The organism is Methanofollis formosanus (genome assembly GCF_019633745.1).
In the GTDB taxonomy this organism is placed as follows: domain Archaea; phylum Halobacteriota; class Methanomicrobia; order Methanomicrobiales; family Methanofollaceae; genus Methanofollis; species Methanofollis formosanus.
The window spans coordinates 988,303-1,014,147 of sequence record NZ_CP037968.1 but is presented as its reverse complement, the minus strand read 5'-3'; the positions used below and the strand labels follow the sequence as shown (position 1 = coordinate 1,014,147).

At 60.5% G+C, this 25,845-nt stretch carries 15 protein-coding genes; 9 read left to right on the top strand and 6 right to left on the bottom strand.

Translation table 11 applies throughout. The features are described from left to right. Window positions 1-19: 19 nt before the first annotated feature. Together E2N92_RS04545 and E2N92_RS04540 are read right to left on the bottom strand one after the other, a co-directional pair. Entirely contained in the window at window positions 20-6,703 is a 6,684-nt protein-coding gene (locus E2N92_RS04545) for a NosD domain-containing protein (RefSeq protein WP_220682500.1), read from the bottom strand. 451 nt (window positions 6,704-7,154) lie between these two features. Next, on the bottom strand, window positions 7,155-11,225 hold the full coding sequence (locus E2N92_RS04540) for a NosD domain-containing protein (RefSeq protein WP_220682499.1): 4,071 nt from the start codon (window positions 11,223-11,225) through the stop codon (window positions 7,155-7,157). Between the two features lie 541 nt (window positions 11,226-11,766). On the opposite strand from E2N92_RS04540, the gene E2N92_RS04535 reads away from it, so the two are divergent. Next, a complete protein-coding gene (locus E2N92_RS04535; protein WP_220682498.1) occupies window positions 11,767-12,480 on the top strand; it encodes a DNA alkylation repair protein in 714 nt (237 codons plus the stop codon). A 1,565-nt stretch (window positions 12,481-14,045) separates the two neighbouring features. On the opposite strand, the gene leuS is transcribed toward E2N92_RS04535, so the two are convergent. From leuS to E2N92_RS04515, 4 genes are read right to left on the bottom strand one after another with little or no spacing between them, the layout of a single operon-like run. Further along, window positions 14,046-16,838 (bottom strand): leucine--tRNA ligase, encoded by a 2,793-nt coding sequence (gene leuS / locus E2N92_RS04530; protein WP_220682497.1) that lies wholly within the window; start codon window positions 16,836-16,838, stop codon window positions 14,046-14,048. 23 nt (window positions 16,839-16,861) lie between these two features. Further along, window positions 16,862-18,784, bottom strand: a complete 1,923-nt coding sequence (locus E2N92_RS04525) for a PINc/VapC family ATPase (protein WP_220682496.1) — start codon at window positions 18,782-18,784, stop codon at window positions 16,862-16,864. A gap of 27 nt (window positions 18,785-18,811) precedes the next feature. Continuing rightward, the gene (hisI, locus tag E2N92_RS04520) at window positions 18,812-19,174 is read right to left on the bottom strand and encodes a phosphoribosyl-AMP cyclohydrolase (RefSeq protein ID WP_220682495.1); all 363 of its coding nucleotides are present in this window, start codon (window positions 19,172-19,174) and stop codon (window positions 18,812-18,814) included. A gap of 5 nt (window positions 19,175-19,179) precedes the next feature. Continuing rightward, window positions 19,180-19,974, bottom strand: a complete 795-nt coding sequence (locus E2N92_RS04515; protein ID WP_220682494.1) for an A24 family peptidase C-terminal domain-containing protein — start codon at window positions 19,972-19,974, stop codon at window positions 19,180-19,182. Between the two features lie 103 nt (window positions 19,975-20,077). Here E2N92_RS04515 and E2N92_RS04510 point away from each other — a divergent pair, with 103 nt between their 5' ends. The 8 genes from E2N92_RS04510 to minD all read left to right on the top strand — a co-directional run bounded on the left by E2N92_RS04510 (window position 20,078) and on the right by minD (window position 25,799). Next, the gene (locus E2N92_RS04510; RefSeq protein WP_343222875.1) at window positions 20,078-20,332 is read left to right on the top strand and encodes a 4Fe-4S dicluster domain-containing protein; all 255 of its coding nucleotides are present in this window, start codon (window positions 20,078-20,080) and stop codon (window positions 20,330-20,332) included. Beyond that, window positions 20,332-20,892, top strand: coding sequence for a hydrocarbon binding protein (contains V4R domain) (locus E2N92_RS04505; protein WP_246589316.1), 561 nt, complete (start codon window positions 20,332-20,334; stop codon window positions 20,890-20,892). Before E2N92_RS04510 ends, E2N92_RS04505 begins: the two co-directional genes overlap by 1 nt. A gap of 4 nt (window positions 20,893-20,896) precedes the next feature. Beyond that, on the top strand, window positions 20,897-21,820 hold the full coding sequence (locus tag E2N92_RS04500; protein ID WP_220682493.1) for an NADH-quinone oxidoreductase subunit B family protein: 924 nt from the start codon (window positions 20,897-20,899) through the stop codon (window positions 21,818-21,820). After that, window positions 21,817-23,220, top strand: coding sequence for a Ni/Fe hydrogenase subunit alpha (locus tag E2N92_RS04495; protein ID WP_220682492.1), 1,404 nt, complete (start codon window positions 21,817-21,819; stop codon window positions 23,218-23,220). Before E2N92_RS04500 ends, E2N92_RS04495 begins: the two co-directional genes overlap by 4 nt. An 8-nt stretch (window positions 23,221-23,228) precedes the next feature. Beyond that, window positions 23,229-23,576 (top strand): roadblock/LC7 domain-containing protein, encoded by a 348-nt coding sequence (locus E2N92_RS04490; RefSeq protein ID WP_220682943.1) that lies wholly within the window; start codon window positions 23,229-23,231, stop codon window positions 23,574-23,576. Between the two features lie 2 nt (window positions 23,577-23,578). Continuing rightward, on the top strand, window positions 23,579-24,289 hold the full coding sequence (locus E2N92_RS04485) for a roadblock/LC7 domain-containing protein (RefSeq protein WP_220682491.1): 711 nt from the start codon (window positions 23,579-23,581) through the stop codon (window positions 24,287-24,289). 131 nt (window positions 24,290-24,420) lie between these two features. After that, window positions 24,421-24,888, top strand: a complete 468-nt coding sequence (locus E2N92_RS04480; RefSeq protein ID WP_220682490.1) for a hypothetical protein — start codon at window positions 24,421-24,423, stop codon at window positions 24,886-24,888. 125 nt (window positions 24,889-25,013) lie between these two features. Next, window positions 25,014-25,799, top strand: a complete 786-nt coding sequence (minD, locus tag E2N92_RS04475; protein WP_220682489.1) for a cell division ATPase MinD — start codon at window positions 25,014-25,016, stop codon at window positions 25,797-25,799. The last annotated feature ends 46 nt before the right edge of the window (window positions 25,800-25,845 follow it).

Below are 25,845 nucleotides of genomic sequence, written 5' to 3'. Positions count from 1 at the left end.
TTCTTCCTCACGAAAAAAATTAGGTGCTGATGGCCGCCAGGGTGCCGTCCGCCCTGAGGAACAGCCAGTATCCCTTGCCCGGTATCATGGGGAGGGTGTCGGTGTGGCTTCCGACGGCGCCGTTGATGGCCGAGTGTTCGTATGCCTGGCTCTCGGCGTCATAGCCGATGAGGATGGCCCAGTTCTCCTTGACGGAGATGAGTGCGTCCTTTGCCGCTGCCGGTTCGATGTCTGAGAACCCGATGGCGTTCCATCCCTCGGAGAGGTGCTTTGTCGGCGGTGTCACGGGTTTTGCCGGGTCGACGGTGAGTTCGACGGTGGTGCTCTGGGCGGCGTAGACCCAGATGCCGTCGAGGGGGCTGACCGTGTCGTTCTCGCCGAGGGTCTTCCAGAGTCCTGCGGCGGCGTCGAAGGCGAGGATGGAGTGGCCGGCGGATTCGACGTCTGCGAAGATCGCGGCGGTGTCGGTGCCCGGTGCGAGGGTCCGCGGGACCGAGATAAAGTTCCATCCCTTCTTGAGGGTGATGCTGGTGAACTCGGACGACGGTTCTGCACTCACCGTCACTTCGGCGGTGCCGCTGACCTCGCCGCTCGCGGCGGTGATGGTTGCGGTGCCGGCAGCGACTGCCTCGACATAGCCGGTGGCGTTCACGGTTGCGACGGCGGTGTTGCTGCTCGTCCAGGTGAACGCGGTCTCTGCGATCTCCTCGCCGTACTGGTCGTAGGCGGTCGCGGTGAACTGCTGCCCGTCACCGACGGTCATGCCGGCGGTGGCCGGGGCGATGACGATGGTGGTGAGTTCAGACGGTTCGGTGCTCACCGTCACTTCGGCGGTGCCACTGACCTCGCCGCTCGTGGCGGTGATGGTCGCGGTGCCGGCGGTGAGCGCCTCGACGTATCCGGTGGCATTCACGGTTGCGACGGCGGTGTTGCTGCTCGTCCAGGTGAACTCGGTCTCTGCGATCTCCTCGCCGTACTGGTCGTAGGCGGTTGCGGCGAACTGCTGCCCGTCACCGACGGTCATACCGGCGGTGGCCGGTACGAGGGTGATGGCGGTGAGTTCGGGAGCAGATGCACTGATCACACCATCCTGCCAGGTGCCCATCAGGGGTGCGTGGTCGGTGCCCAGGCCGTCGGGGAGTTCGTACGCGGTGTTGATGACGCCGTCGTCGTTGGTGTCCTCACCGGTGCAGTTGGACCAGAAGTTCCCGAGATAGCCGGTGTGTTCAACGCCATGGTAGGTGTAGGTGACGGGAGCGGTGGCGTTCCAGTGGGTGACGTTCGGGGCGGTGGTGCCCTCCCGGAGGCCGACGCTCGAGACGTTGTTGTTCAGGAAAATCTGGTTCCCGTCGCCGGCTTCACGGAAGAAGAAGGAATTTCCGCCGGTATCGAAGGTGTTTCCGCTGATGATGTTGTTGGTAGTAGCCGTGCCGCGGAGGTACATGATCCCGTAGCGCGTTGTAATGTTCATGAATGTGTTGTCGATGACGTTGCAGTCTGTTGAATCTCTCAAATACACGACAGATACGGGAGATCCTGTCGTATTCATGAAAGTGTTATCATCGAGCGTGAGATTGTTGCCTTTTAGATAGACCTGGAGTGCGATTTCTTCGAGTACGCAGTTTCTGACAACCGAATCGTTGGCCGGGCCATAATATCCTAAGTAGAAACTCGGCCTTCCATTGAGAAATGTCAGGTCGTCGAGGACTGTCCCTGTGGCGTCATAACTGTTACTTTCAGGGATCTTGAGGCCCTGACTGCCCTGGCAGTCCACGATGACCGATTCGGCCCCATCTCTGCTCATGATGGTTATGTGAGGTTTGTTGACATTGAATCTTGAATAGGTGCCCGGCAGGACGGAGATCGTATCGCCTGGCAATGCCTCGTTGAGCGCTTCCTGGATGGTGGTGAAATCGGCGCTGCCGTCGTCGTCGACGTACCAGGTTCTGGGATCCATCGGCCCGCCGGTGATCGTGCCGTTCTGCCATGAGCCCATCATCGGGTACTCGTCCTTATAGGTGCCAAAGGACATCGGAGTGTCGCCGATGCCGTTCGTGTCGGCGTCGGTGCCGGTGTACTGGCTGTAATAGTTCCCGACATAACTGGTGAAGGTGTCACGCCCGTAGATGTAGGTCACTTCGGCGGGTGAATGGTAGGTGTTTGCCGTGAGGAGTTCGACGGAGCCTTTGAAGGTGTTGGCCCAGATGATGTTGTCTTTCGGTGTGTCCTTGACGCAGATCTGGTCGTCGGTGTTCTGCTCGCAGATGTTGTTGAAGACCAGGTTGTCGTGGACACTGTCGCGGAGACTGATGCCGCGCCTGGTGTTATCGTGACAATAGTTCTCCTCGACGGTGTTGCCGGTTGCGTCGCCGCCGAGATGGATGCCGTTGTAGCACCCCGAACAGTCGTTCTTCCTGAAGGTACCGTTGTCGAATCCGACGATCTCGATGCCCGCGATGTGTTCGTTCGTCGGGCCGCGGATCGTGAAGCCCTCCACGGTCACACCGTCGGCATCGACGTCGAAGACCGGTTTGGAGGCGGCGGCGGCCGTGACGGTGACAGCCGAAGTGCCGTTCTCGGAGCGGATGCAGAGTTGTTTGTCCACCAGCACGTTCTCGGTGTAGGTGCCGTTCCTGATGATGATGATGTCGCCTGCGATGGCTTCTCTGACCGCCTCGCTGATGGTGGTGTAGACTCCCTCGCCACCGTCATCGTCGACATAGAAGGTCAGGGGGCCGGACGACTCTATGGTGCCGTCCTTCCACGCCCCCATCAGGGGTGCGTGGTCGGTGCCGCCGTTGTTGCGGGCGAAATAGGGGGTGTCGCCGATCCCATCGCCGAAGGCATCCTTGCCGGTGTAATGTCCGTAGTAGTTGCCGAGATAGTTGGTGAACGTCTTGCCGCGGTATGTGTAGGTTATCGGCTCGGTGGTGTTCCAGGTACTGGCAGAAAGGTAACCACAGAGTTCGTTATATTTATTGTCCACGAAATTATTGAGATAGATCTCATTGTGACTTGAATAGTCCAGTTTAATGCCGTTACGGCTGTGGGAACAGGTGTTGTTCACCACGGTGTTGTTCCCGGTGAACTGATCTAGCCAGATGCCGTTTCCAGGGCAGTAAACGCAGTTGTTCCCGGTTACGGTGTTATTTTTGCCCTTAATCTGGATGCCGTGCATGCAATCAGTACAGGTATTTTCTGTGACCGAGCAGTATGAGGCAGAGATGCGGACCCCTGCCTTGAAGGCAGTTGAGGAGTTTGCTCCCTTGATCGTAAATCCCGTGATATTCACAGATTTCCTGACAATCGTAAAGACATTGTTGGCTGGGTCCGCTGCTAGGACCCTTGTCGATGCAGAACCGTTCTCAGACTTGATTGTCAGCAGCTCTTTGTCGACGTACACGTTCTCGGTGTAGGTGCCGTCCCTGACGATGATGATGTCGCCTGCAGCGGAGGCGTTGATCGCCGCCTGGATGGTGGTGAAGTCGGCGCTGCCGTCGTCGTCGACATACAGCGTCGTCGGACCCGTCTTTCCGCCGGTGATCGTGCCGTTCTTCCAGAGCCCCATCATCGGGTACTCGTCCTTGTAGACGCCGAAGGACATGGGTGTGTCGCCGATGCCGTTGGTGTCGGCGTCGGTGCCGGTGTACCGGCTGTAGTAATTCCCGACATAGGCGGTGAAGGTCTTCGCGCCGTAGGTGTAGGCTACTTCTTCTGGTGAGTGATAGGTGTTTGCAGTTCTGAGTTCGACGGTTCCGTTGAAGGTGTTGGCCCAGATGACGTTGTTCTTCGCTACGTCCTTGATGCAGATCTCGTCGTCGTTGTTCTTCTCGCAGGTGTTGTTGACGAGGATGTTGGCGTTGGCGGTGTCGCGGACACTGAGACCGCGTTTGTTGTTCTCGTGACAATAATTCTCTTCGACGGTGTTGCCGGTGGCGTTGCCGCCGATGTGGATGCCGTTGTAGCACCCCGAACAGTCGTTCTTCCTGACGATGCAATCGTTGAACCCGACGATCTCAATGCCGCCCCAGTCACTGGGGCCGCAGACCGTGAAGCCTTCGAGGATCACGCCGTCGGCGGCGAGGTTGAAGGCCGGTTTTGTGGGGGAGGCAGCGGTGACGGTGACTGTCGACGCACCGTTCTCGGAGCTGATGCAGAGTTGTTTGTCCACCTGCACGTTCTCGGTGTAGGTGCCGTCGCGGACGACGATAATGTCACCCTCGGCGGCGGCCGTGACCGCCGCCCCGATGGAGGTGTAGACTCCCTCGCCGCCGGCTTTATCGACATACCATGTCTTCGACTCCTGCACCGGCCCGCCGGTGATCTCGCCGTTCCGCCAGAGGCCCATCATGGGGTAGTCGTCCTTGTAGGTACCAAAGGACATCGAGGTGTCGCCGATACCGTTGGTGTCGGCGTCCGCGCCGGTGTACCGGCTGTAGTAGTTCCCGACATAGCCGGTGCACGCCTTCGTACCGTAGGTGTAGGCCACTTCTTCTGGGGAGTGGTAGGTGTTCGCCGTGCGGAGTTCGACGGTTCCGTTGAAGGCGTTGGCCCAGATGACGTTGTTCTTCGCTGCGTCCTTGATGCAGATCTCGTCCTCTCCGTTCTTCTCGCAGGTGTTGTTGACGAGGATGTTGGCGTTTGCGGTGTCGCGGACACTGAGACCACGCTTGTCGTTCTCGTGGCAATAGTTTTCTTCGACGGTGTTGTTCGTCGCTGTTTCACCGATGTGAATGCCGTTGTAGCAGCCTGAAACGTCGTTCTTCCTGACCGTGCAGTCATTGAACCCGACGACCTCGATCCCGCCCCAGTCACTGGGGCCGCAGAACGTGAAGCCTTCGAGGGTCACGCCGTTGGCGGCGAGGTTGAAGACCGGTTTGGTGGGGGAGGCGGCGGTGACCGTCACGGCGCCGGCGCCGTTCTCGGAGCGGATGCAGAGTTGTTTGTCCACCTGCACGTTCTCGGTGTAGGCGCCGTCGCGGACGACGACGGTGTCGCCGGCGTTCGAGGCCGCGACCGCATCAGAGATGGTGGTGTAGACGCCTTCGCCGCCGTCGTCGTCGACATACAGCGTCGCCGCACCAATCGGCCCGCCGGTGATCTCACCGTTCCGCCAGAGCCCCATCATCGGGTACTCGTCCTTGTAGGTGCCGAATGACATCGGTGTGTCGCCGATGCCGTTGGTGTCGGCGTCCGCGCCGGTGTACCGGGTGTAATAGTTCCCGACATAGCCGGTGAAGGCTTTCGAACCATAGATGTAGGCCACTTCTTCTGGGGAGTGGTAGGTGTTTGCGGTTCTGAGTTCGACGGTTCCGTTGAAGGCGTTTGCCCAGATGATGTTGTTCTTCGCTGCGTCCTTGATGCAGATCTCGTCTTCTCCGTTCTTCTCACAGATGTTGTTGACGAGGAGGTTGACGTTGGCGGTGTCGCGGACACTGAGGCCGCGCTTGTCGTTCTCGTGGCAATAGTTCTCATCGACGGTGTTGTTCGTCGCAGCTCCGCCGAGGTGAATGCCGTTGTAGCAGCCTGAAACGTCGTTCTTCCTGACCGTGCAATCGTTGAACCCGACGATCTCCACGCCACCCCAGTCGCTCGGGCCGCAGACCGTGAATCCTTCGACCTTCACGCCGTTGGCGGCGAGGTTGAAGACCGGTTTTGTGGCGGCTGCGGCGGTGACGGTGACGGCCGACGCCCCGTTCTCGGAGCGGATGACGAGATCTTTGTCCACCTGCACGTTCTCGGTGTAGGCGCCGTCCTTCACGATGATGGTGTCGCCGGGGTTCGAGGCCGCGACTGCATCATTTATCGTGGCGTAGGCGGTGCCCCCGCTGGCATCGACGTACCGGGTCGTGGGACCGACCGGGGTGGTCGGCCCGCCGGTGATCTCACCGTTCCGCCAGAGCCCCATCATCGGGTACTCGTCCTTATAGGTACCAAAGGACATGGGTGTGTCGCCGATACCGTTCGTGTCGGCGTCCGCGCCGGTGTACCGGCTGTAATAGTTCCCGACATAGCCGGTGAAGGCTTTCGAACCATAGGTGTAGGCTACCTCTGCCGACGAGTGATAGATGTTCGCCGTGCGGAGTTCAACAGTCCCGTTGAAGGCGTTTGCCCAGATGACGTTGTTCTTCGCTGCGTCCTTGATGCAGATCTCGTCTTCAGCGTTCTTCTCACAGGTGTTGTTGACGAGGAGGTTGGCGTTGGCGGTGTCGCGGACACTGAGGCCGCGCTTGTCGTTCTCGTGGCAATAGTTCTCCTCAATGGTGTTGTTCGTCGCCGCTCCGCCGAGGTGAATGCCGTTGTAGCAACCCGAACAGTCGTTCTTCCTGACGATGCAATCGTTGAACCCGACGATCTCGATCGCACCCCAGTCACCCGGTCCGCAGACCGTGAAGCCTTCGATGGTCACGCCGTTGGCGGCGAGGTTGAAGACCGGTTTTGTGGCGGCTGCGGCGGTGACGGTGACGGCCGACGCGCCGTTCTCGGAGCGGATGCAGAGTTGTTTGTCCACCTGCACGTTCTCGGTGTAGGCGCCGTCTCGGACGACGATGCAGTCTCCATCGGCGGCGGCCGTGATGGCCTCGCCGATGGTCGTGTAGATCCCTTCGCCGCCGTTGTCGTCGACATACAGCGTCGCCGCTGCAGCGGGGGCGATGAGGAGGGTAAGCAGAATAAGACAGATAATTCCAGTTGATTTATTCATCGATATCACCGAACGGAAAAAGAGGATGCGGCGTGGCGGAAGGCCGCCACGGACCGAACTTCTGCCCCTGCCCTGCGAGGGCACTGGAGAGGCAGCGCTTTGGGATTTTTCATTCTCAGGATCGCACGACGTAAACTCATGGTTTCACTTCCGGTTGGTTTTTAGATACGTGAACGTCGATCGGGCGAGTTATAAATCTCTTTTCATGGAGGTGTAAATTATATTAACTAAATTGCCTTTACCCGTTTGACCGCAACGGGGCCTCAAAGGCGCGTGAAAGATCTCTGTTGCTCTGAAAAGGTCGGGATTCCACTCCGGCTTGTCCGTATTATTGTAATTGTGGCATTTATCTCTATTGGATGGATCCCATTCGATGTTTTGGGCATTATGGCACGAAAAAAGAATAAAATAATCTGATTTGTATTCTGCGCGTCTGATCAGACTTTTGTAATCAGACCGCGGTTCCCGCAAGGGTGCCGTTCTCACTCGCTCCGAGCCAGTAGCCCTTGCCCGGGAAGAGGACGCGGCCGGCGGCGTCGGCCGTCACCGGCGTCTCGTAGATCTGCCGCAGGGCGTCGTAGCCGACGCACCGCTCCCACCGCCCTTCCGCCGAGACGAGGGCGAGGGCCGCAGGTTCGGTGTCGGTCCCTGAAATGCCTATCAGGTTCCAGCCCTTCGAGAGCCGCTTCGCCGGCGGGAGATGGACCGGATCGGTGTCGAAGGTCAGGGGCACGGCGGCCGCGTCTCCGGCATAGACGAGCACCCCGGTGAGGGGGGTGACGGGATCGTCCGGGCCCAGGGCCTGCCAGCGCTGCGTCCCGGCGTCAAAGGTACAGAGCGAATGCCCGGCAGACTCTACGCCCGCGAAGACCAGGGCCGTGTCACTGCCCGGCGCCAACTGCTTCGGGACCGAAACAAGGTTCCAGCCTGGGGCAAGTTTGATCGCTCCCTCTTTGAAGGCCGGGTTCTCGTCCGGCGAGAGGACAGCGATCTGCTGTACCATCTGATTGTTCTCGACGGCCGCCTCTTCAGCCGGGCCTTCGACCACCGCTACAAAGGTGTACTGGCCCTGGCTTTCCGGTTTCCAGGAGAAGGCGAAGGTCGCCCTCTCGCCGGCAAGAAGACCTGCGGCCTCCTGCTTCCCGAGGGCCGCACCGTCCACTGTGAGGTTGACCGCGAAGGCCCCGGCCGCGGTCCCGCCGATATTCTCGACCGTCACCACCACCGTGGCATCCTCCCCGGCCACCGCCGGGCCGTCGGTCGCGATCGTCACCGGCGCCAGGTCGGGCCCCACGCTCTGACCGAGCACCACCCGGTCGAAGACCTCGCCCGGCGGATAGACCTTCGTGATCTCGCTGCTGTCCTCCGAGACCCCGGCCACCGGCACGAACTCCATCGTAACCGTCCCTTTCGCCGGGTCCACCTGCACCCGCTCATAGCCCAGGATATATTCCATGCCAGCCTGGTATCCAGGCTCCTTCTCCTCTTTGAGTGGGTACTGCATCCCGCCGCCGGTCGCCGCGATGATGTACTGCGTGCCGTTGACCAGGTACCGCTGGTATGAATGGACGTCCCCGTTGAAGATGACGTCTACCCCTCTCTCCTCGACGGTCTCCCGCCACGCCTCGTCAGGCCATCCCTGACCATGGACCTCGCCCGAGTGGTACGGCGGCTGGTGGAAAGCGGCGACTGTCCAGCGTGCATCGTCGGCCGCCGCCAGGTCGTCCTTGAACCAGGCCGTCTGCTTCGCCATCTGACTGCCCTTCATGCTATTGGAGTCCAGCACCGTCACATGGAGGTCGCCGCAGTCAAAAGAGTACCACTGCGGCAGAGCGAAGGTCTCATAATAGATGCTTCTGTTGTTCTCGTGGTTCCCGAGGGCGGTGTAAAGAGTGGTGTTCGCGAACATCGCCCCACCGGCCGCAAAGAACCGGTCCCATTCGTCCGGATTATTCACTTCGCTGACCGTATCGCCGACAAGGAGGACGAAGACGGCGTCCCCCTCCTCTTCTGCGATCCGCTCTGCGACCATTCCGTGCCTCTCCAGTTGTGTATAATATGGCTTCTGTTCCTGCGAGTCGCTGTACACGATGAACGTGAACGGTTCTCCGGTATCGGGGAATGTCTGGAAGGTGAAATCGCGGGTCGTATTCTGCCCGGCCCTCACGCGGTAATGATAGGTCGTCCCGGCTTCAAGCCCGGTGAGGACGACGTGGTGGAGGCAGGACTCCTCGGTGTCGGTGACCGTGTGGGCGTAGGAACCGGGAACGTACCCGGACGCCGGGGCATAGTCCACCTGCCCGACCGTCGGGACGGCGCTCTTCCAGCTGATCGTCGTCTCCGTCCTGGTCGTCCCGGTGATGTACGGCCCGTGAACGATGCCCGGTCTGGCCACGGTCATGGTCATCTTCCCTTCCACCGTGCCCGACGCCGCGGTGATCACCGTGGCCCCGACCTCATGGGCGACAAATGCACCGTCCTGCCCGATCGTCCCCACCGTCTCGTTGCTGCTGGTCCAGGTGAAGGATGTTTCAGGTATCTCGGTACCGTACTGGTCATAGGCAACGGCGCTGAGTGTCAGTCTCGTCCCCGGCGTGACGGCCGCGGATGTCGACCCGACCGAGATGGTGGAGAGAACCGGGGACGATACCCCGAGAGTGTAGTTTGCCACCGGTTCGATGAGCGGATAATAGTCGAAGTCGTCGCACCGGGAGATCGGGAAGGGCGTGTCGCCGATGCCGTCCCCGTCCTCGTCGGTGCCGGTGTAACCCTTATTCAACGGCCCCGGCTCAAAGTAGTTGCCCATCCTCCCGGTATGGATCTTTCCATGATAGACATAGGTGGCCGGACGGGTGGTGTTCCAGGTGTTGACCTGTCCCGGCCTGACGCTTGCCGGACACCATCCCTGGAAGGTGTTGAGGTAGATGGTGTTGTTCTGCGACCCGTGCTCGAGGGTGATCCCGTACCCGCCTTCCTGGAGATAACTGTCGACGGTGTTGTTGGTAACGAGGTTGTTGTTGGACGCCCTGAAGTTCAGGCCGCCGCCGCCCTCCGCCCCGGAGGCGTTGTTGCGGGTGATGATGTTGTTGTGCGAACTTTCCAGCCAGATCCCGTAATCGGCGTTCCAACTCACCTCGCTACCTTCGATCCGGTTTTCGTTCGCACCGCCGGTCAGGTAGACCCCCCGGTAGCAGTCGGTGGTCGATACGTTCCTGACGACCGTATGGGTCGCTCCTCGCAGGGAGATGCCGTAACTGTTGTTGGTGCACCGGACGTCCTCGATCAGTCCTCCCGAGGTGCCGTGGAAGACCGCTCCTGACCCGCCCAGTTCTGCGTCTCGCAGGGTCAGGCCGCGGATGACCACCCCGTCGGCGGTCACGTCAAAGACATTGTCGTCCTGGCTGTGGGTTTCTGCGACCCTCACGATAGTCGTGTCCTTCCCGTACTCGGAGGTGATGAGAAGGCGTTTGTCTACATCGACATTTTCCCGGTATGTCCCGTTTCTGATGATGATCGTGTCGCCCTCGTGGGCGGCGTCGACTGCCTTCTGGATGGTATCGAAGGTGCCGTTGCCGGAGGGATCGACGTACCATTCTCCTGTCGCCTTTTTCAGGTCGAAATGAAGAGAGGCGTCCCCGTCTGCCGGCACGGTCACGGTCTGCTCTGCATCAAGGTACCCGTTCTTGCGTACGGTGACCGTATGCTTCCCGGCCAGGACTGAGGTGAAGGTGGTGTTTGTCGTGTTGCCGGTGTCTGAGAAGTCCACGAAGACGGTCGCACCTTCAGGTGCCGAAGTGACGGTGAGGCTGCCGTACGCCGGGCCTTCGTCCTGGCTGTAGATGGTGACCTCACCGACATTCTTTACTGAGAGTCCGCTTGTCGCCGGCCATATGCCGTTATAATAGTGCCAGTATTTTTCGTCGAGGCATGCCTGCATATCGGAGTGGCCGAAGACGTGTCTGCCCCAGGGGTTGGTCGAGGTGTCGGCATAGAAGAGGAGGCGCATCCCGACGAAGTAGTCGGGGGGATAGCCCACACCCTGGTAGTCTCCGGTGATCGATTCCTCGCCAATGTACCAGCAGATCACCATCGGCCCCTGGCGCGGCTTGGGGTCGTACACGTTCTCGTACCCGAACGTCTTGTAAAAACCGTCCGGGGATTCGATCCTGATCTCGTCTCCGGGACTCATCCCGCCGACAAGGTCACAGAGATCCCTGACATCGGTCCCTTTCGGTGCGCCGTAATCGCGGCTGTCGACGTTCACCGATTCCGAAGGATCCCATTTGTTGTCCTCGTCAAAGGTCGGTCCCTGCATATACCAGTGGGTCTTCCCGTCCCCCAGTACCGGCAGGTTCTTTTCCATCCATTCGTAATCGACGGTTTTCTGTGCGATCACCGATCCGTCTTTGGCGAGTTTAGTGATCGTCAACTCGGTCGTGCCGGTCTGGGGGCCAGCCATTGCCGGCGCCACGAGGAGGAGGCCGGCGAGGAGGATGAAGAAGAGAAGCATTCCTCTTTTCATCGCCCTGTCTGGATGAGTATGTCGAGATAATTTGTAGGGTTGATTTTTTTTTGATTCCATGCGATTTAGTCCTGTAAATTATATGTTGATACCATCTCTAGATCGGCAATATAAATTGATTTTGATTCTTCCGTCAAATATGTTAAGCAGATTTTATGAATTCTCTGAACCCGTTGCAACGGGAGAATTCGGCAATATGCGGGTTTTAATCCCTGAAATCGGTTTATATTTCAAGAATCTCTCCGCCATGGCGGCATTGTCGGTGATAGCCTGGTTTTATCTGTTTTCTGTATGGGGATTCAATCATATCCCGTATTGTGATGAGGTATTCCTGATGCGCCTGGATATCTCAGGGGACGGCCTATTATCTCGGAGATCCGCCCACCTCCGGAGAGCGGATGCCGCACCCTCTCCCGCACCTGCTCGCCCCTCCCTCGATCGTCCATTCATAATCCTGAGTGATGACCCCGGAAGTTCCGGTGCGGCCTGACCCGGCGGTCCCTTCGGAACCCTTATTTTTACCAACTCCCCAGCATTTTCCATGGACCCGGTCATTGCGCAGATCCGTGAAGAACTGCAGGAGCAGGCGGATCCCGAGATCCGGAAGAACTCCCGACGGTTCTTCAAGGAAGAGATCGTCTGCTATGGCCTCAAGACCTCGGCCGTCCACGCGATCGCGAAGAAGTACTGGAAGGAGGTGAAAACGCGGGACAAAGCGGAGATCTTCGCCCTCTGTGAGGAACTCTACCGGTCAGGATATATGGAGGAGGCCTTCATCGTCTCGAAATGGGCGCACCTGCTGAAAGACCGGTACGAACCCGGAGACCTCGCCGTCTTCAGGCACTGGATCGAGACCTCCATCTCCAACTGGGCCGAATGCGACGGGCTCTGCAACCACGCAGTGGGCGACTTCATCGAAGAATACCCCGGGTACATCGAGGAGCTCAAACGCTGGACACAGTCAGAGAACCGGTGGATGCGGCGGGCCGCCGCCGTCTCGCTGATCGTCCCGGCAAAACACGGAAAATTCCTGGACGACGCGATCGAGATCGCCGATCTTCTCCTCACCGACGAAGACGACCTGGTGCAGAAGGGGTACGGCTGGCTCCTCAAGGAGGCGAGCAGGCAGCACCGGGACGAGATCTTCGCGTATGTGATGGAGCACAAGAAAACGATGCCGCGGACGGCGCTGCGGTACGCCATCGAACTGATGCCGAAAGAGATGAGGGCGGAGGCGATGAAGAAGGACTGGTGAGCGCCCCTCAGACACAGCCGGCCCGTAAACATCTGCCAATAGCAGATAGGATTGGTTTTCTCACACCTCGATCGCCGCCCCCGCCGATGGAACACGATCTCCACCGGTTCTTCAGTCTTGAAAAAAGAGGGATCAAGCGACGAGAAATGTTCAATCGCGTATGCTTGAGCCCGGGGTCCATACTAAATTACTATGAAAATGATCCTGACGATCCTCTCTTCAGATTTGCATGAGCGTTTGAACCTGCCATATCCCTTTGAAGCCGATACGCAGAGGATAGAAAATTCCTCTGATGGATCGGCCGCCCCCATCGTCGAGATTTCCCTGCCATCTCGCGCCGGGGGGGTTGCACCCCCCGGACCCCCCACGATGAGGATAGGTGGGGGCGGCGATTGCGTGAGGTCTCCACGAGTACTCCTGTCTTGAAAAAGAGCGATCAAGCGACGAGAAATTTTCATCCCGTATGCTTGAGGCAGGCGCTCGCCTCATGAAAAATTACTATGAAAATGATCCAGACGATCGTCTCTTCAGATTTGCATGAGAGTTTGAACTCGCCATATCCCTTTGAAGCCGATATGCAGAGGATAGAAAATTCCTCTGATGGATCGGCCGCCCCCAATCGTCGAGATTTCCCTGCCATCTCGCGCCGGGGGGAAACCCCCCGGACCCCCCACGACGAAGATAGGTGGGGACGGCCATGGAACACCATCCCCCCCGATTCTCCTCTCTTGAAAAAGAGCGATCAAGCAACGAGAAATTTTCATTGCGTATGCTTGAGGCGGGCGCTCGCCTCATGAAAAATTCTACAAAGCTCATCTCTGCGCATCCGGTGGTCCTGAGAATCCGCCCACGATCCGGGCTTCTCTTCCGCCCTTTTCAGGGGCGTACGGTGGGTCCATGAGGTTTTGTATTACTGGAAGTCATATCGGCAGTCTGTGGGCCTTGTGAGGGGCGTTTTCTCCCTCGCGTTGGAGAAAATACGACTATTCCGCCTGGACCTGAAATGAAGCCCGATCCGGTCCCGGATCCGGGGATCTGTACCGGGATCCGGGGAGGATATGGCCGTATTTGGGGAGGTCGAGGGGTAGAGCACCTGGCGCGAGTGATAAAGGGGATACGTCGTTTCGAGGTGCCACCCCACGGTCCCCTGCGAGAAACCTGATAGGCGGCGGACGGCAATCCCCTCTTCATGCTTCTCAATTCCGCCTTCCCTGCCCAATCGCCATCCCAGGGTCCGGGCGGCAATCGCTCCCAGCGTGAGGATGGAGGAAGGCACGTCGATCGGATCGGCCGCCCTCAATCGTCGAGATTTCCCTGCCCTCTCACGCCGGAGGGTGCACCCCCGGACCCCGCCGGAGAGAGGATAGGCGGGGGCGGCAATGGGGAGGGTCTAACCAGGATGACCATGATCATTTTCATCCCGTATGCTTGAGCCTCAGGTTCATGCCTGATTCTACAGAGCCTTTTTCCCTCTCCACCGTTGCCCCGGTGAGACGATGTGGAACCGCGAAAGATTCGCGCTGACACCAGAACTGAGAATCTTTCCAGAACGAAAAAAAAGAAAATTATTCGATGACAATCGCCGGCTTGAACGGCAGAGCGGCGTCGGCCTTCATCTCGCCGCTCCCCTCTGCCTCCAGCACCCTGACCGGGACATTGAACTCCCGCTGCAGGAACTCCTGCGCCGCAGTGAGCACTGCCGTCTCGTCGAGGTCGTGGGCGGCGACACTCTCGACCAGTTCGGGGGGCAGACGGTGGATGAACTTCGTCACCTGCTTGGCCGCATCGGCCGCCGCCTTGCCCTTGCCGCGGAGGCCCTCGTCGGCCATCACCAGTTTGACCGCCTGCTTCGGGTCCGCGGCGCCCGCGATGATCGAGAAGACCTGCCGCTTCCATGCCGGGGCCACGTACAGGTTCACCGCACGCGGCTTCATCTGGATGATCCGCATGATCGACTCGATGTCCTCCACCGTCCTCGCCAGGAACTCCTCGGCCAGTTCAGTCCTCTCGTCGATCTTCGCGGCGTCGGCCACCGGCCACGGGGCAAAGGCCACCGGTTCGTCGTGTCCCATCTGGTGCCAGAGTTCCTCGGAGGTGTACGGGACCACCGGGGCGAGCAACCGCACCCAGGCCGAGCAGAGTTCCTGCACCGCCGCCGAACCCGGGGCGATCGTCGGCAGACGCCGGCGGTACCACTTCAGGTCGGCCTCGATCCCGAAGAACGCCTCCTGCAGCGCCTGCCGCGTCTGGAAGTTCTGCAGCGCCAGGGTGGTATTCTCGATCCGGTGCTGGAGCCTGGAGATGAGCCACCCGTCGATCTCGCGCCCGTCGTTCTCCTCGACGGCGATCCCCTCGGAGACCGTATTCCAGAACCGCTCGATCTGCTTCTTCGCACCGATCACCAGTTCGTTACGCCAGTCGAAGTCCTGCCAGGGCTCGGCCGAACCCACCAGGAACATCCGCACCGTATCGGGCCCGAACTCGTTGAGGGCGTCGTCCAGGAGCACCACATTCCCCTTGGACGAGGACATCTTCGCCCCGTTCAGCAACCCCATCCCGAAGATGACCATACCCTGCGGCTGCTTGTCCTCCTCCATCACCGCACGGTGGTGGAAGAGTTGGAAGGTGAGGTGGTTGGAGATGAGGTCCTTCGCCGAGAACCGGTAGTTGTACGGATACCAGTACAGGAACTCCGCCCTGATCAGATCCAGCGTCTCCTTCGGCACCGTCGTCGGGTTCCCGGTCCCGTAGATGATATAGTCGAAGACCTCGGGCGTGAGCTTCTCAGGTTCGATCTTCTTGATGTGGTGGGCGATCGTGTAGAACGCCATGTACAGCGTCGAGTCTGAGAGCGGCTCGATGATCCAGTTCGTGTCCCACGGGAGCTTCGTCCCAAGCCCCACCCGGCGGGTGCAGGCCCAGTCCTTGAGCCAGTCCACCGTCCGGTCGAACTCGGCGCGGACCTCCTGGGGCACGATCTTCATCTCGTCGATCTGCCGGTGCACCTGGGCCTTCCACGCCGGGTCCGAGTACTGGAGGAACCACTGGTCATGGAGGATCTTCACATACACCCGGCCACCGCACCGGCAGACCACATCGCGGGTATCGAACTCGAACATCACCTTCGAGCCGTACTCCTCGAGCATGATTGCGGCCACATCGTCGCGGGCCTGCTTCACCGGCTTGCCGGCCTGATCACCGCAGTTGGCGAGGAGGGTGCCGTGGAGGAGTTCTGCGCCGTAGACCTCGCGGGTCACCTCGTCCATCCTGGGATCGAGCTGATGGGTGATCCCGGCCCGTTCGATGGCGTCCTTTGCCGGGAGATCGCCGTAGCCCTCGGACGTGATGATCGCCACCGGCTCGATCCCGGTGAACTCGCCCTGCTCCTGGAGGTCGCGGAGCGCGATGTAGTCGAAAGGCGCATGGGCTGGCACCGACATCACCAGTCCGGATCCCATATCGGGGTCCACGAAGGCCGCCGGCAGGACCGGCACCTCGCCGCAGAGCGGGTGGGAGGCCGTCGACCCCACGATCTCAGCGCCCGACACCTCGCCGGTCACCTCGATGGTGTGGTCCTGCATCTCCAGTTTGTACGCCGCCTCGCGAGAGAGCACCCACTCCTCGCCGTCGACCTTTGCCCGCAGATACGTCACCTCCGGGTTGGCCCAGAGGTTCGTGACACCGTAGACCGTCTCGGGCCTGAGCGTGGCGCACGGGATCTTCGCACCCTGCCACTCGAAGAGGATGAGGGTGAACTTCATGATCTCGGCCTTCTCGCCCTCCAGCAGGTCGTGGTCGCCGACCGGGTTGTCGCAGGACGGGCAGTACTTCACCGGGTGGACGCCCTTGACCACATGCTCGCCTTCCTTGAGGTGAGCATACTGCCACTCGATGTACTTCGAGTACTGCGGGTCCACCGTGATGAACCGCCGCCGCCAGTCGATGGAGAGCCCGCACCGGCGCATGATCCGCTCGTAGTCCCCGGCAAAGTACTGGACGATCGTCATGGGGTCGTCGAAACGTGCCAGCACGTCCTCGGGCACCTGGTAGAGATCGCGGTACAACCGCACCGTGTCGGGATCGCCCTTCGCGATCCTCTTGGAGATCCCGATCACCGGCGTCCCGGTCACATGGAACGCCATCGGGAAAAGGACGTTCTTGTCCTGCATCCTCCAGAACCGTGCGACCACGTCGGGCACGATATAGGTCCGGCCGTGCCCGACATGCATCGCCCCGCTCGGGTAGGGGAAGGCGACGTTCAGGTAGAACTTGTCCTTCTCGTCAGGGTCGGCCTCGAAGGTCGACGGCCAGACGTCGCGGTACTTCTCTTCCAGTTTCTGTATATCCCACTCAGCCACGAATTGTCACTCCTGAACTTCACTTATACTGCTCTCAGCCTGATGATCTCATGGTCGTTGTATCTGCGAATCAACTCCTGCGCGATGCTGCTGCTCTTTGCAAGATCGATCTCGCCCTTCTCGTTCACCGTCGCCGTGAAGAGATACTCTTTCCCGGCGAAGACGTCCACGATCGCCTCTCTGTGCTCGGGGGCGACGAGGGTCAGGTGCCGCTTCTCGATACGAAGCCTGAGCCCCTCGCTCGCCTCGAGTTCCTCGGCCTCAGTCTCGACTGCCGTCTTGGGGAGTTCTGACCTGGGCCTGATATCGATCCCGACCCCGAGTTTGTTGACGATCGCCGCGATATTCTTCCCGCCGCGCCCGATCGCCGCCGGAACGTCCTTGTCCTCGATATAGGCGACCGCCTTGGTGTCACTCTTCATGAAGACGTCCACCTGCCCGACGGTGTAGCGTCCGAGCTCGTGTCTGATCTGCTCTTCGGTCGCTTCCTTCGTCGGTTCCTCCATCTCCTCGACTGCTTCGGGCTTCGGCGCCGCCTTCTCGACGACCGCTGCCGTCGGCCTGGGCCGCTGCGGCTCTGCAGGACGGGGGCGGGGTGCGCCGCGGAACGGTACCACGACTGTCTCGCCCTCGTACTTGAAGACCTCGAAGGCGATCTCGCCGGAGAGGGAGTCGCGGACTGTCGTCACCGGGCGGATATGGAGGTTGGGGTTCATGCCCTCGGGCACCTTGATCGCGAAATCGACATCGAAGACCCGGGTGATCTTCCCGTTGTCCACGAAGATGATGGTGTTCACGATCTGGGGGAGGACGCTCGATTCGATCCGCTCGAAGAACCGCTGGAGGGCGTCCTGAACCTGCATGGCATGGATCACGCCGACCATCCCGACGCCCGCAAGCCGCATGTCGGCAAAGACCCTGAAGTCCTCGTTCTTGCGCAGTTCGTCGAAGACCACGTAGTCGGGCCTGACCAGGAGGAGCACCTCGGCGGTGTTCTCCATGCTCCCTTCGAGGGCGGTGTACTGCGTGATGTTGTCGGGCACCTGGAGGTCGCGGGGCGCCTCCATCGTCTTGACGATAAACTCCTCGTCCGAGAGATAAGTCGCGATGCTCTGGGCAAGGGTGCTCTTCCCGGCGCCGGGCGGCCCGGCGATCAGCACCCCGCGGCGGGTGTCCCTGACCCGCTCCTTGATCAGGTCGGCCATCGCGTACTGGTCCAGGGTCACGTCCCGGATCGGCCTGACCGCCGTGATCTCCATTCCGTCGGCGAAGGGCCGGCGGGCGATGGCCATCCGGATCGACCCGATCTGCACGACCGTGATCCCGCGGCGCTCGATCTCGATGAAGCCGTCGGGGTCGCGCTTGGCCCGTTCCAGGATCTCCTGCGCCATGGTGCGGAGCTCGTACTCGTTCATCGGGTTCTCGCGCAGTTGCACCAGGTGCATCGCCTCGGGCGTCCCCTTCTTTGCCACCGGGGGCACCCGTTCCTTAAGGTACACCGCGACCGTGTCCTCGTCGAAGTACTGGTCGATGAGCAGCGGGGTCGCCTCCCCGGTCTGCGGTCTGAGATAGAGGACATCGATCCCCTTGGCCTTCGCCACCTCGGACTGGACCACGTCGCTGGTGATGAACTTCGCATCGTACTCGATGGCGACATTCCGGATCAGGGCGTCGATCTCGCCGCCGCTGGCGAGTTTGACCTGGTTGAGGTTGGGGCGTTCGCCCACGTACCGCAGTTCGATCGTCCCTTCGGTCGCCATTCTGGAGAGTTCTTGCAGTTCGGTAAGCCCGGAAAACCCGATCTCGCGCCCCTGGTTTGCCTGGGCCTCGAGTTCTGCGACGACTGCTTCGGGGATGATTATTGTCGCACCTGTATATTCGCCGGCCTTTATCATGGAGGTTATGCGTCCGTCTATGACGACACTGGTATCAGGCACTATTTTCATAAAAAATTCACCATAGTTTACGTGTGTTTATTCCTTATTAGCATATACTTTTGATGGATCGAAGAGGGGGGCGGCGATCTCTTCTCCGTCGATACGTCGATAAAAACACGAATAATGCCCGGTATGACAGGCCGCCCCTTTCTGCTCGACAAGGTAGAGAAGGGTGTCCGCATCGCAGTCGGCGCGCACCTCGAGGACCCGCTGGACGTTCCCGCTCTCTTCCCCTTTTTTCCATAGTTTCGCCCGGCTGCGTGACCAGTAGTGGGCAAGCCCCGTCTCCAGGGTCAGACTCACCGCCTCCTCGTTCGCGTAGGCGAGCATCAGCACCTCGCGGCTCTTCGCGTCCTGGACGATGACCGGCACCAGGCCGTCGGTATAGTTCAGTTCCATCTTCTTCAGGCCCCTATGAGGATCCTCATGATCATATAGAAGAGATCGCCAATAAACAGCGCGGTGAGGAATCCGGCGGTGATGGGGATGATGAAGGGGACGGCGTAACTGATCCAGACTGGTCCGGCCTGTTTGTAGAGCGCAAGTTCTTTTCGGTACTTCTCTGGATGCTCGCGGAGGTCTTTTGTGTACATCCGCCGCTCGCCTCCTTTCACGGTCCGGCGCAGCGAGTCCCTGATCCGCAGAAACCGGCGGGTCAGGGTGCCGTCGGCGCTCTCCTCGATCTCCTCCATCACAAACCCATAGTGGTCCCTGATCTGTTCCCCGTCCACCGGGTACCCGAGGAACATGTACGGGAAGGGGGCGAGATCCCGGTTCGCGACGTTCCTCGCGAAGAGGATGAGCGGTGCGGCGAGGTTGAGGATGAGGGCGTTGGTCAGGACCGAGAAGGGGAAGAACTCCAGCGGCGGGATCCCGACGATGGGTTCGAGGGGAAAGGCCGGGATGCAGACCGAGAGAAAGATCAGGGCCCAGGCGTCGGCGCCGCCGAAGAGGTGGAGACTCCCGAAGGCATAGAAGACCGCGGAGAAGACGAGAGAGAGCGCGACGAAGTAGACGGCCATCTTCATCTCGCCGCCGAGGAGCAGACCGGCATAAAATACGAGTACCGCCGGGAATGCGACGGCGAGCATAGGATACCAGGTCCTGAAAGGCACCCGGCGGTCGCGGTGGTCGAGGACCGAGGCATAGAGGAGGGTGATCCCGACCGCGGCCGAGGCAATGAGGAGAGAAAGGATCATGGTGCTTAATTCTTATTAATGGCACCGTTTTTAAGCCTAACGATTTTCAATAGCTTTTAATATTGTAGAGTCGGTAAGTTTTATCGTCCTGCAATTATGTTTGGTGGTGTGTGTGATAGAAATCTCTGTTGACCCATCGGCATGCAACGGCTGCGGCCTTTGCGTGAAAGACTGTCCTATGCGGGTCTATGAACTCCGGGGGGATGTCAGTGTCCCGGTCCGCCCTGAAAACTGCATGGGATGCCTCTCGTGTCATGAGATCTGTCCCGCCCAGGCGCTGGAGCACCGGGGGGTCTATCCCTCGAAACGGCATTATGTCGACCTTCGCGTCTGCGAGATGCTCAACCGGGTGATCTGATGGCGGAAAGTATCGACGAGATAAACAAACAATTCAAGACCGGTTCGGTCTTCAAGGCCGAGGACGTCCCCCTCTCCTGCACGCCCTCGGCAAAAGAACTGGAACCGACCCTCCACGGTGTCATGCGGATGAACGGCCTGATCATCAGGTCGCTCCAGGAGATCTCGGGGAGGGGTGCGAACGCCGTCACCTTCAGGGCCGGCAAGAAGTTCGGTCATGAGACGGCGAAGTACTTCAGAAAGATCGACGACATCGAGGAGGCCCTGCGCGAACTCTCGTACATCCTCCATGGTCAGTATACCTTCGAACTTTGGAAACCCGAGGACAAGGAGGACTATGTGGTCACCGAGAACGGGGAGACCTTCATCTTCCTGGTCTTCCACGACTGCATCGTCCGCCAGACCCTCAGGTGCAACGGCATGGAACAGGGCGGCCCTCTCTGCCAGACGCTGTACGGCTACGTCGTCGGGGCGATCGAGGAGATCACCGGTCGGCGTGCGAAACTCGAGATCGTGCACACCGGCCCGAACGCCTGCCTGAAGAAACTGATCCTGAAGTGATGAGATGAGCGTAAAGATTGCAATCGAAGAACTTGCCGGGTGTTCAGGCTGCACAATCTCGGTCCTTGACCTCCACGAGGCCCTCCTCGACCTCGTCGCTCAGGCCGAGATCGTCTACTCGCCGGTGATCATGGACGCCAAGGAACCCCCCGAAGGGATCGACGTCGCCTTCGTCACCGGCGCGGTCAGGAACGAAGAGAACCAGGAACGGCTGAACCTCCTCAGGAAACGTTCGAAGGTTCTCGTCGCCTTCGGCACCTGCGCCTGCTACGGCGGGGTCTCGGGCCTCTCGATGATCGGCAAACAGGAAGACCTCTTCAACTACGTCTACCAGGGCGTGGAGAGCGCGGCCGGCGACAACGTCGTCCCCACCGACGTCCCCTCCTTCCTGTACCGGGCCTTCGCCGTCGGCGACCTGGTGAAGGTGGACTACTACGTCACCGGGTGCCCGCCCAAAGAGCAGTTCCTCAAGACCATCCTCCCGGCCCTCGTCGCTGGGGACAAGACCGAACTCTCGAAGAAGTCGGTCTGCTCCGAGTGCGACCGGAAGATGGGGGAGATCAAGGACTGGCACCTCAAACGCCGGTACGAAGGCGTCCCAGAACCCGGGAAATGTCTCCTCGGCCAGGGCTACCTCTGCCTGGGCCCGGTCACCTTCGGGCGGTGCGGGGCCTCCTGCCCGCGCAACAACGTCCCCTGCCACGGGTGCAACGGCCCGTCCCTGGACATCCTGCGCGAACCCTGCCGCGACATCTACAACATGATGGTCCGCCGGATCGCCGACCTCACCGACCTCCCGGAGAAGGAGGTCGAGAAACAACTCTACGACGTCGCTCATACGATGTACCCCTTCACCATCGGGAGCCTCGTCATGGAAGACAAGGACATCTCCAAGATCCGCGACCTCGTGCGGGGGGGAGCACAGTGACGCAGCTGACCATCTCGCCGGTGACCAGGATCGAGGGGCACGCCCAGGTGCGGATCGAACTCGACGAGGCCGGCGAGGTCGCGGGGGCCCACTTCAACGTGGTCGAACTCCGCGGCTTCGAGAAGTTCCTCCTCGGCGCCGCCGTCGAGGAGGCCCCACGGATCACCCCCAGGATCTGCGGGATCTGCCCGACCTCCCACCACCTGGCCGCGGCGATGGCCTGCGACCGGATCTTCGGGGCCGCGCCCCCGCCGACCGCCACGTTCCTCCGCGACCTCCTCCTGACGGGCCAGTTCATCCACTCGCATGCCCTCCACTTCTTCATGCTCGCCGCGCCCGACTTCCTCCTCGGCGATGCCCCCGCGGCCGAACGCAACGTCATCGGCCTGGCCAGGCGCTCGCCCGAGATCGCGAAGAAGGCGATCGAGGTGAGAAAACTGGGCCAGCGGATCACCGAGGCCGTCGGCGGCAAACCGATCCACCCGAGCAACGCCGTTCCCGGCGGGATGTCCCTGCCCCTCGCGGAGGAGCGCCGGAAGGCCCTGCTGGCCTCGGCACAGGGCGGGCTTGCCATCGCCAGAGAGGGATGGGAGACCGCCCGCGGCCTGATGGACGGGATCGACCCCTCCTTCGGCGGCGTGGAGACGGCGTTTCTGGGGATGGCGCGGGACGGCGTCCATGCCCTCAGCGGCGGCGAGGTGAAGGTCATCGGCCCCGACGGCCGGGAGATCGGTTCCTTTGCCGGCGCCGACTACCTCGACCACATCGAGGAGTACTCAGAGGGCTGGTCGTACCTCAAGTTCTGCCGCCTTGCCGGCGGCGACGCCTACCGCGTCGGCCCCCTGGCCAGACTGAACATCGCCGAATCGATGGGCACGCCCGAGGCCGACGCCGCCCTTGCCGAGTACAGGGGCGTATTCGGCCGGGTGGTGCAGGCCCCGCTCGCCTACAACATCGCACGGTACATCGAATTTCTCTCGGCCTGCGAACAGGCCGTCGCCCTCCTCGAAGACCCCGGGATCACCGGGACCGAGGTCAGGACGCCGGTCACCGGCGTCGCCGCCAACCGGGGCATCGGGATCATCGAAGCCCCGCGCGGCACCCTCATTCACGACTATACCGTCGACGGCGACGGGATGATCGAGCGGTGCAACCTGATCGTGGCCACCTGCCAGAACAACTATGCCATGGACCGTGGCGTCGAGGATGTTGCCCGCAAGGTCATAAAAGATGGAGAACTTACCGAAGAGGGATCAAACAAGATCGAAATGGTCATCCGTGCCTATGATCCATGCATCTCATGTGCAACTCACGCCATCGGCAGGATGCCGATGCGCATCGAGGTGGTCAGGCGTACGGGCACCGGGTGTGAGGTGCTCGACGTCACCGAGGTGAACTGAATATGGAAATCCTGAAACAGATCCTGATGGAGTTTCTACGACTGGACGGAGTGACCGCAGCGGTCGTCGTCGGCAGGGACGGGTTCGTGATCGAGGACGCCGTCGCCGCCGAGATCGACACCGACGCCCTTGGCGCCATGGCCTCGACCGGCATGGGTACCTCCGAGGCGATGGGTGCCGAACTCGGCAAGGGCGACCTGAACCAGATGCTCGTGGAATTGCAGAACGGCCCGATCCTCCTCTCGCCCCTCTCGGAAGACGAACTGATCGCGATCGTCGCAAACGACGGCGTCAATATCGGCAGGATCAGGTATGAACTGAAGAAGAACAGAGACCGGATAACTGCAGCACTGTAAGTATGACACTGCCAGATGGACGGAGTTTTGGCAGCATGACCGCCCCGCTGGAGGAGGTGCTCCCCTTCACCAGCGCCTTCCGGGCGGTCGTGCGCATCCGCTCCGAGGACAGGGAGGGCTTTGTCCTCTCTGACGAGGGGAAACCGGTGGCCGCAGGGTATCAGGACGCTTCCCGGAACCTGAAGGGAAATGCCGCCCTGGAGTACCTTTCTGCCGAACCGTCGCTCTCCTATGAACTCAGTCGGTACAGCGATGAAGAATACACCCTGGCCCTGGCATGGTGCGAGAGGATGGGCTGCCTGACCGGCGGCGAGGTCGAGGAGTTCGAGCCTGAACCGGAGGCGTTCTCAGAACCGGAAGGCCTCACTGCTTCTGCTCAGGTTCCTGAACTGGACAACGAATCTCTCAACCTTGTCCTCTCACAACCGGGCGTGGTGGCGGTCTCCGCCTTTTATGAAGGCTTTGCCGTTCACTCCGCCGGTGCCGCCGACTTCGAACGGATCGCGGCGATCTCCGAGGATCTCCTCAGGTCGAGTTCCCGGATCGCCGGCGATATGGAGATGGGCCCGCTCGACCAGATCATCCTTGAGACGCCGGGCGGGAAACTGATCATCGCCCCCTTCGGCGACCTCTCCATCTGCGTGCTTGCCAGGGCGAACGCGAACCTGGGCCTGGTCAGGCTCGCGCTCCGCAGCCTCGTCTGGAGGGGGTAGGTACGCACCTGCCGCGTCCTGGGAATCAGGGGGGCCTCCTCGTCCTTCCTCTTGGCGAGATCGTCGCCGAGTGCAGGAAGCGGTCGTTCACCGGAGCCCTGGCACTCTCTGTCGGAGCGTCGAGGGGCACCGTGCTCTTCAGGTGCGGGAAACCGGTCTGTGCCAGGTACGGGGGGCTTGCCGGTACGGCGGCCCTCGGGAGGATCGAGGCCGGCGATGAGGTCGCACGGGGGGAATATTATCCCTGTTCTCTCTCCGACCTGGACGCCGTCCTCCCCTCCAACGTCGCATGGTTGACCGGCCCCCTCACAGCGGGCCGCGAGGCGAGCACGACCGTCAGGGCGGTGCGGGTGGGGGGGAGAACGACCGCCGCCAGGGTGCGGACGGTGCGGACGTACGACGCCGGCGAGGAGGCGGCCCGGCGGCCCGAGCGAGAAAACCCCGATCCGTCGTCCCATACGAGAAAAGAGGTTCTGAACCCTGCGGCGATTCAAGCGCTCAGGCATATTGAGGACGATTTCCAGAAAGATGTCTCTGTGCTCCTTAAAGGGATGAATATGGAACACCTCCTTATTGGAGAGGAAAAGGAACCTCAGTAACCCGCTCAATCCTTTTTTTCATATTAATGTGCTTAAATGAGTGTTTAGGCGCCCCTATGGGTCCGATACAATTTCAGAATATTTAAATACCATCTCTCACTATCATTGGAGTAGAAGGTGTCGTATTGATCAGGGCATTCACGATCGCATCCGGGAAAGGGGGAACCGGGAAAACGACGGTCACCGTAAACCTCGGTGCCACCCTCGCCCAACTTGGCAAAGAAACCTACATCCTCGATGCTGACATCGGGATGGCGAACCTGGGACTCGTGCTCGGACTGGAGGAGGCTCCGATAACCCTCCATGAGGTCCTTGCCGGTCAGGCAAAGATCGACGACGCAATCTACGAGGGACCCAACGGTGTCAAGGTCGTACCGAGCGGGATCTCCCTCCAGGGATTTCAGAACGCCGATCCCGATCGCCTGCGAGACGTCATGCGCTCCCTTGTGGACCGGTGTGACTACCTCCTCGTCGACGCCGCCGCCGGGATCAGCAAGGACGGGGTTGTCGCTCTCGCCATATCCGACGAAGTCATCCTCGTCGTCAACCCCGAACTCTCCTCCATGGCCGACGCGTTGAAGACGAAGATCCTCACCGAGATGGTCGGCGGTCAGGTCTATGGGGCCATCATCAACCGATCGGGGATGGAAAACACTGAAATTCGGAGAAATTCCGTCGAAGACGTCCTGGGCGTGCGGGTCGTCGACATGATCCCCGAAGACCCCAATGTTCGGAGGTCTGCGGCCTACAAGACCCCCATCGTCATCAAGTACCCGACATCGGAGGCCTCCAGGGCCTTCAGACGGATTGCGGCCGATATCACCGGTATGGAGTATGAAGAGGAGACCGAGGAGAGAAAACAGAACTTCGTCGACAGACTTGCGCACACCCTCTTTGGAGGGAGTCGCTGATTGATCAGGCCTGGGGCGGTCTATTCTCTCCTTATCTCCGATCTAT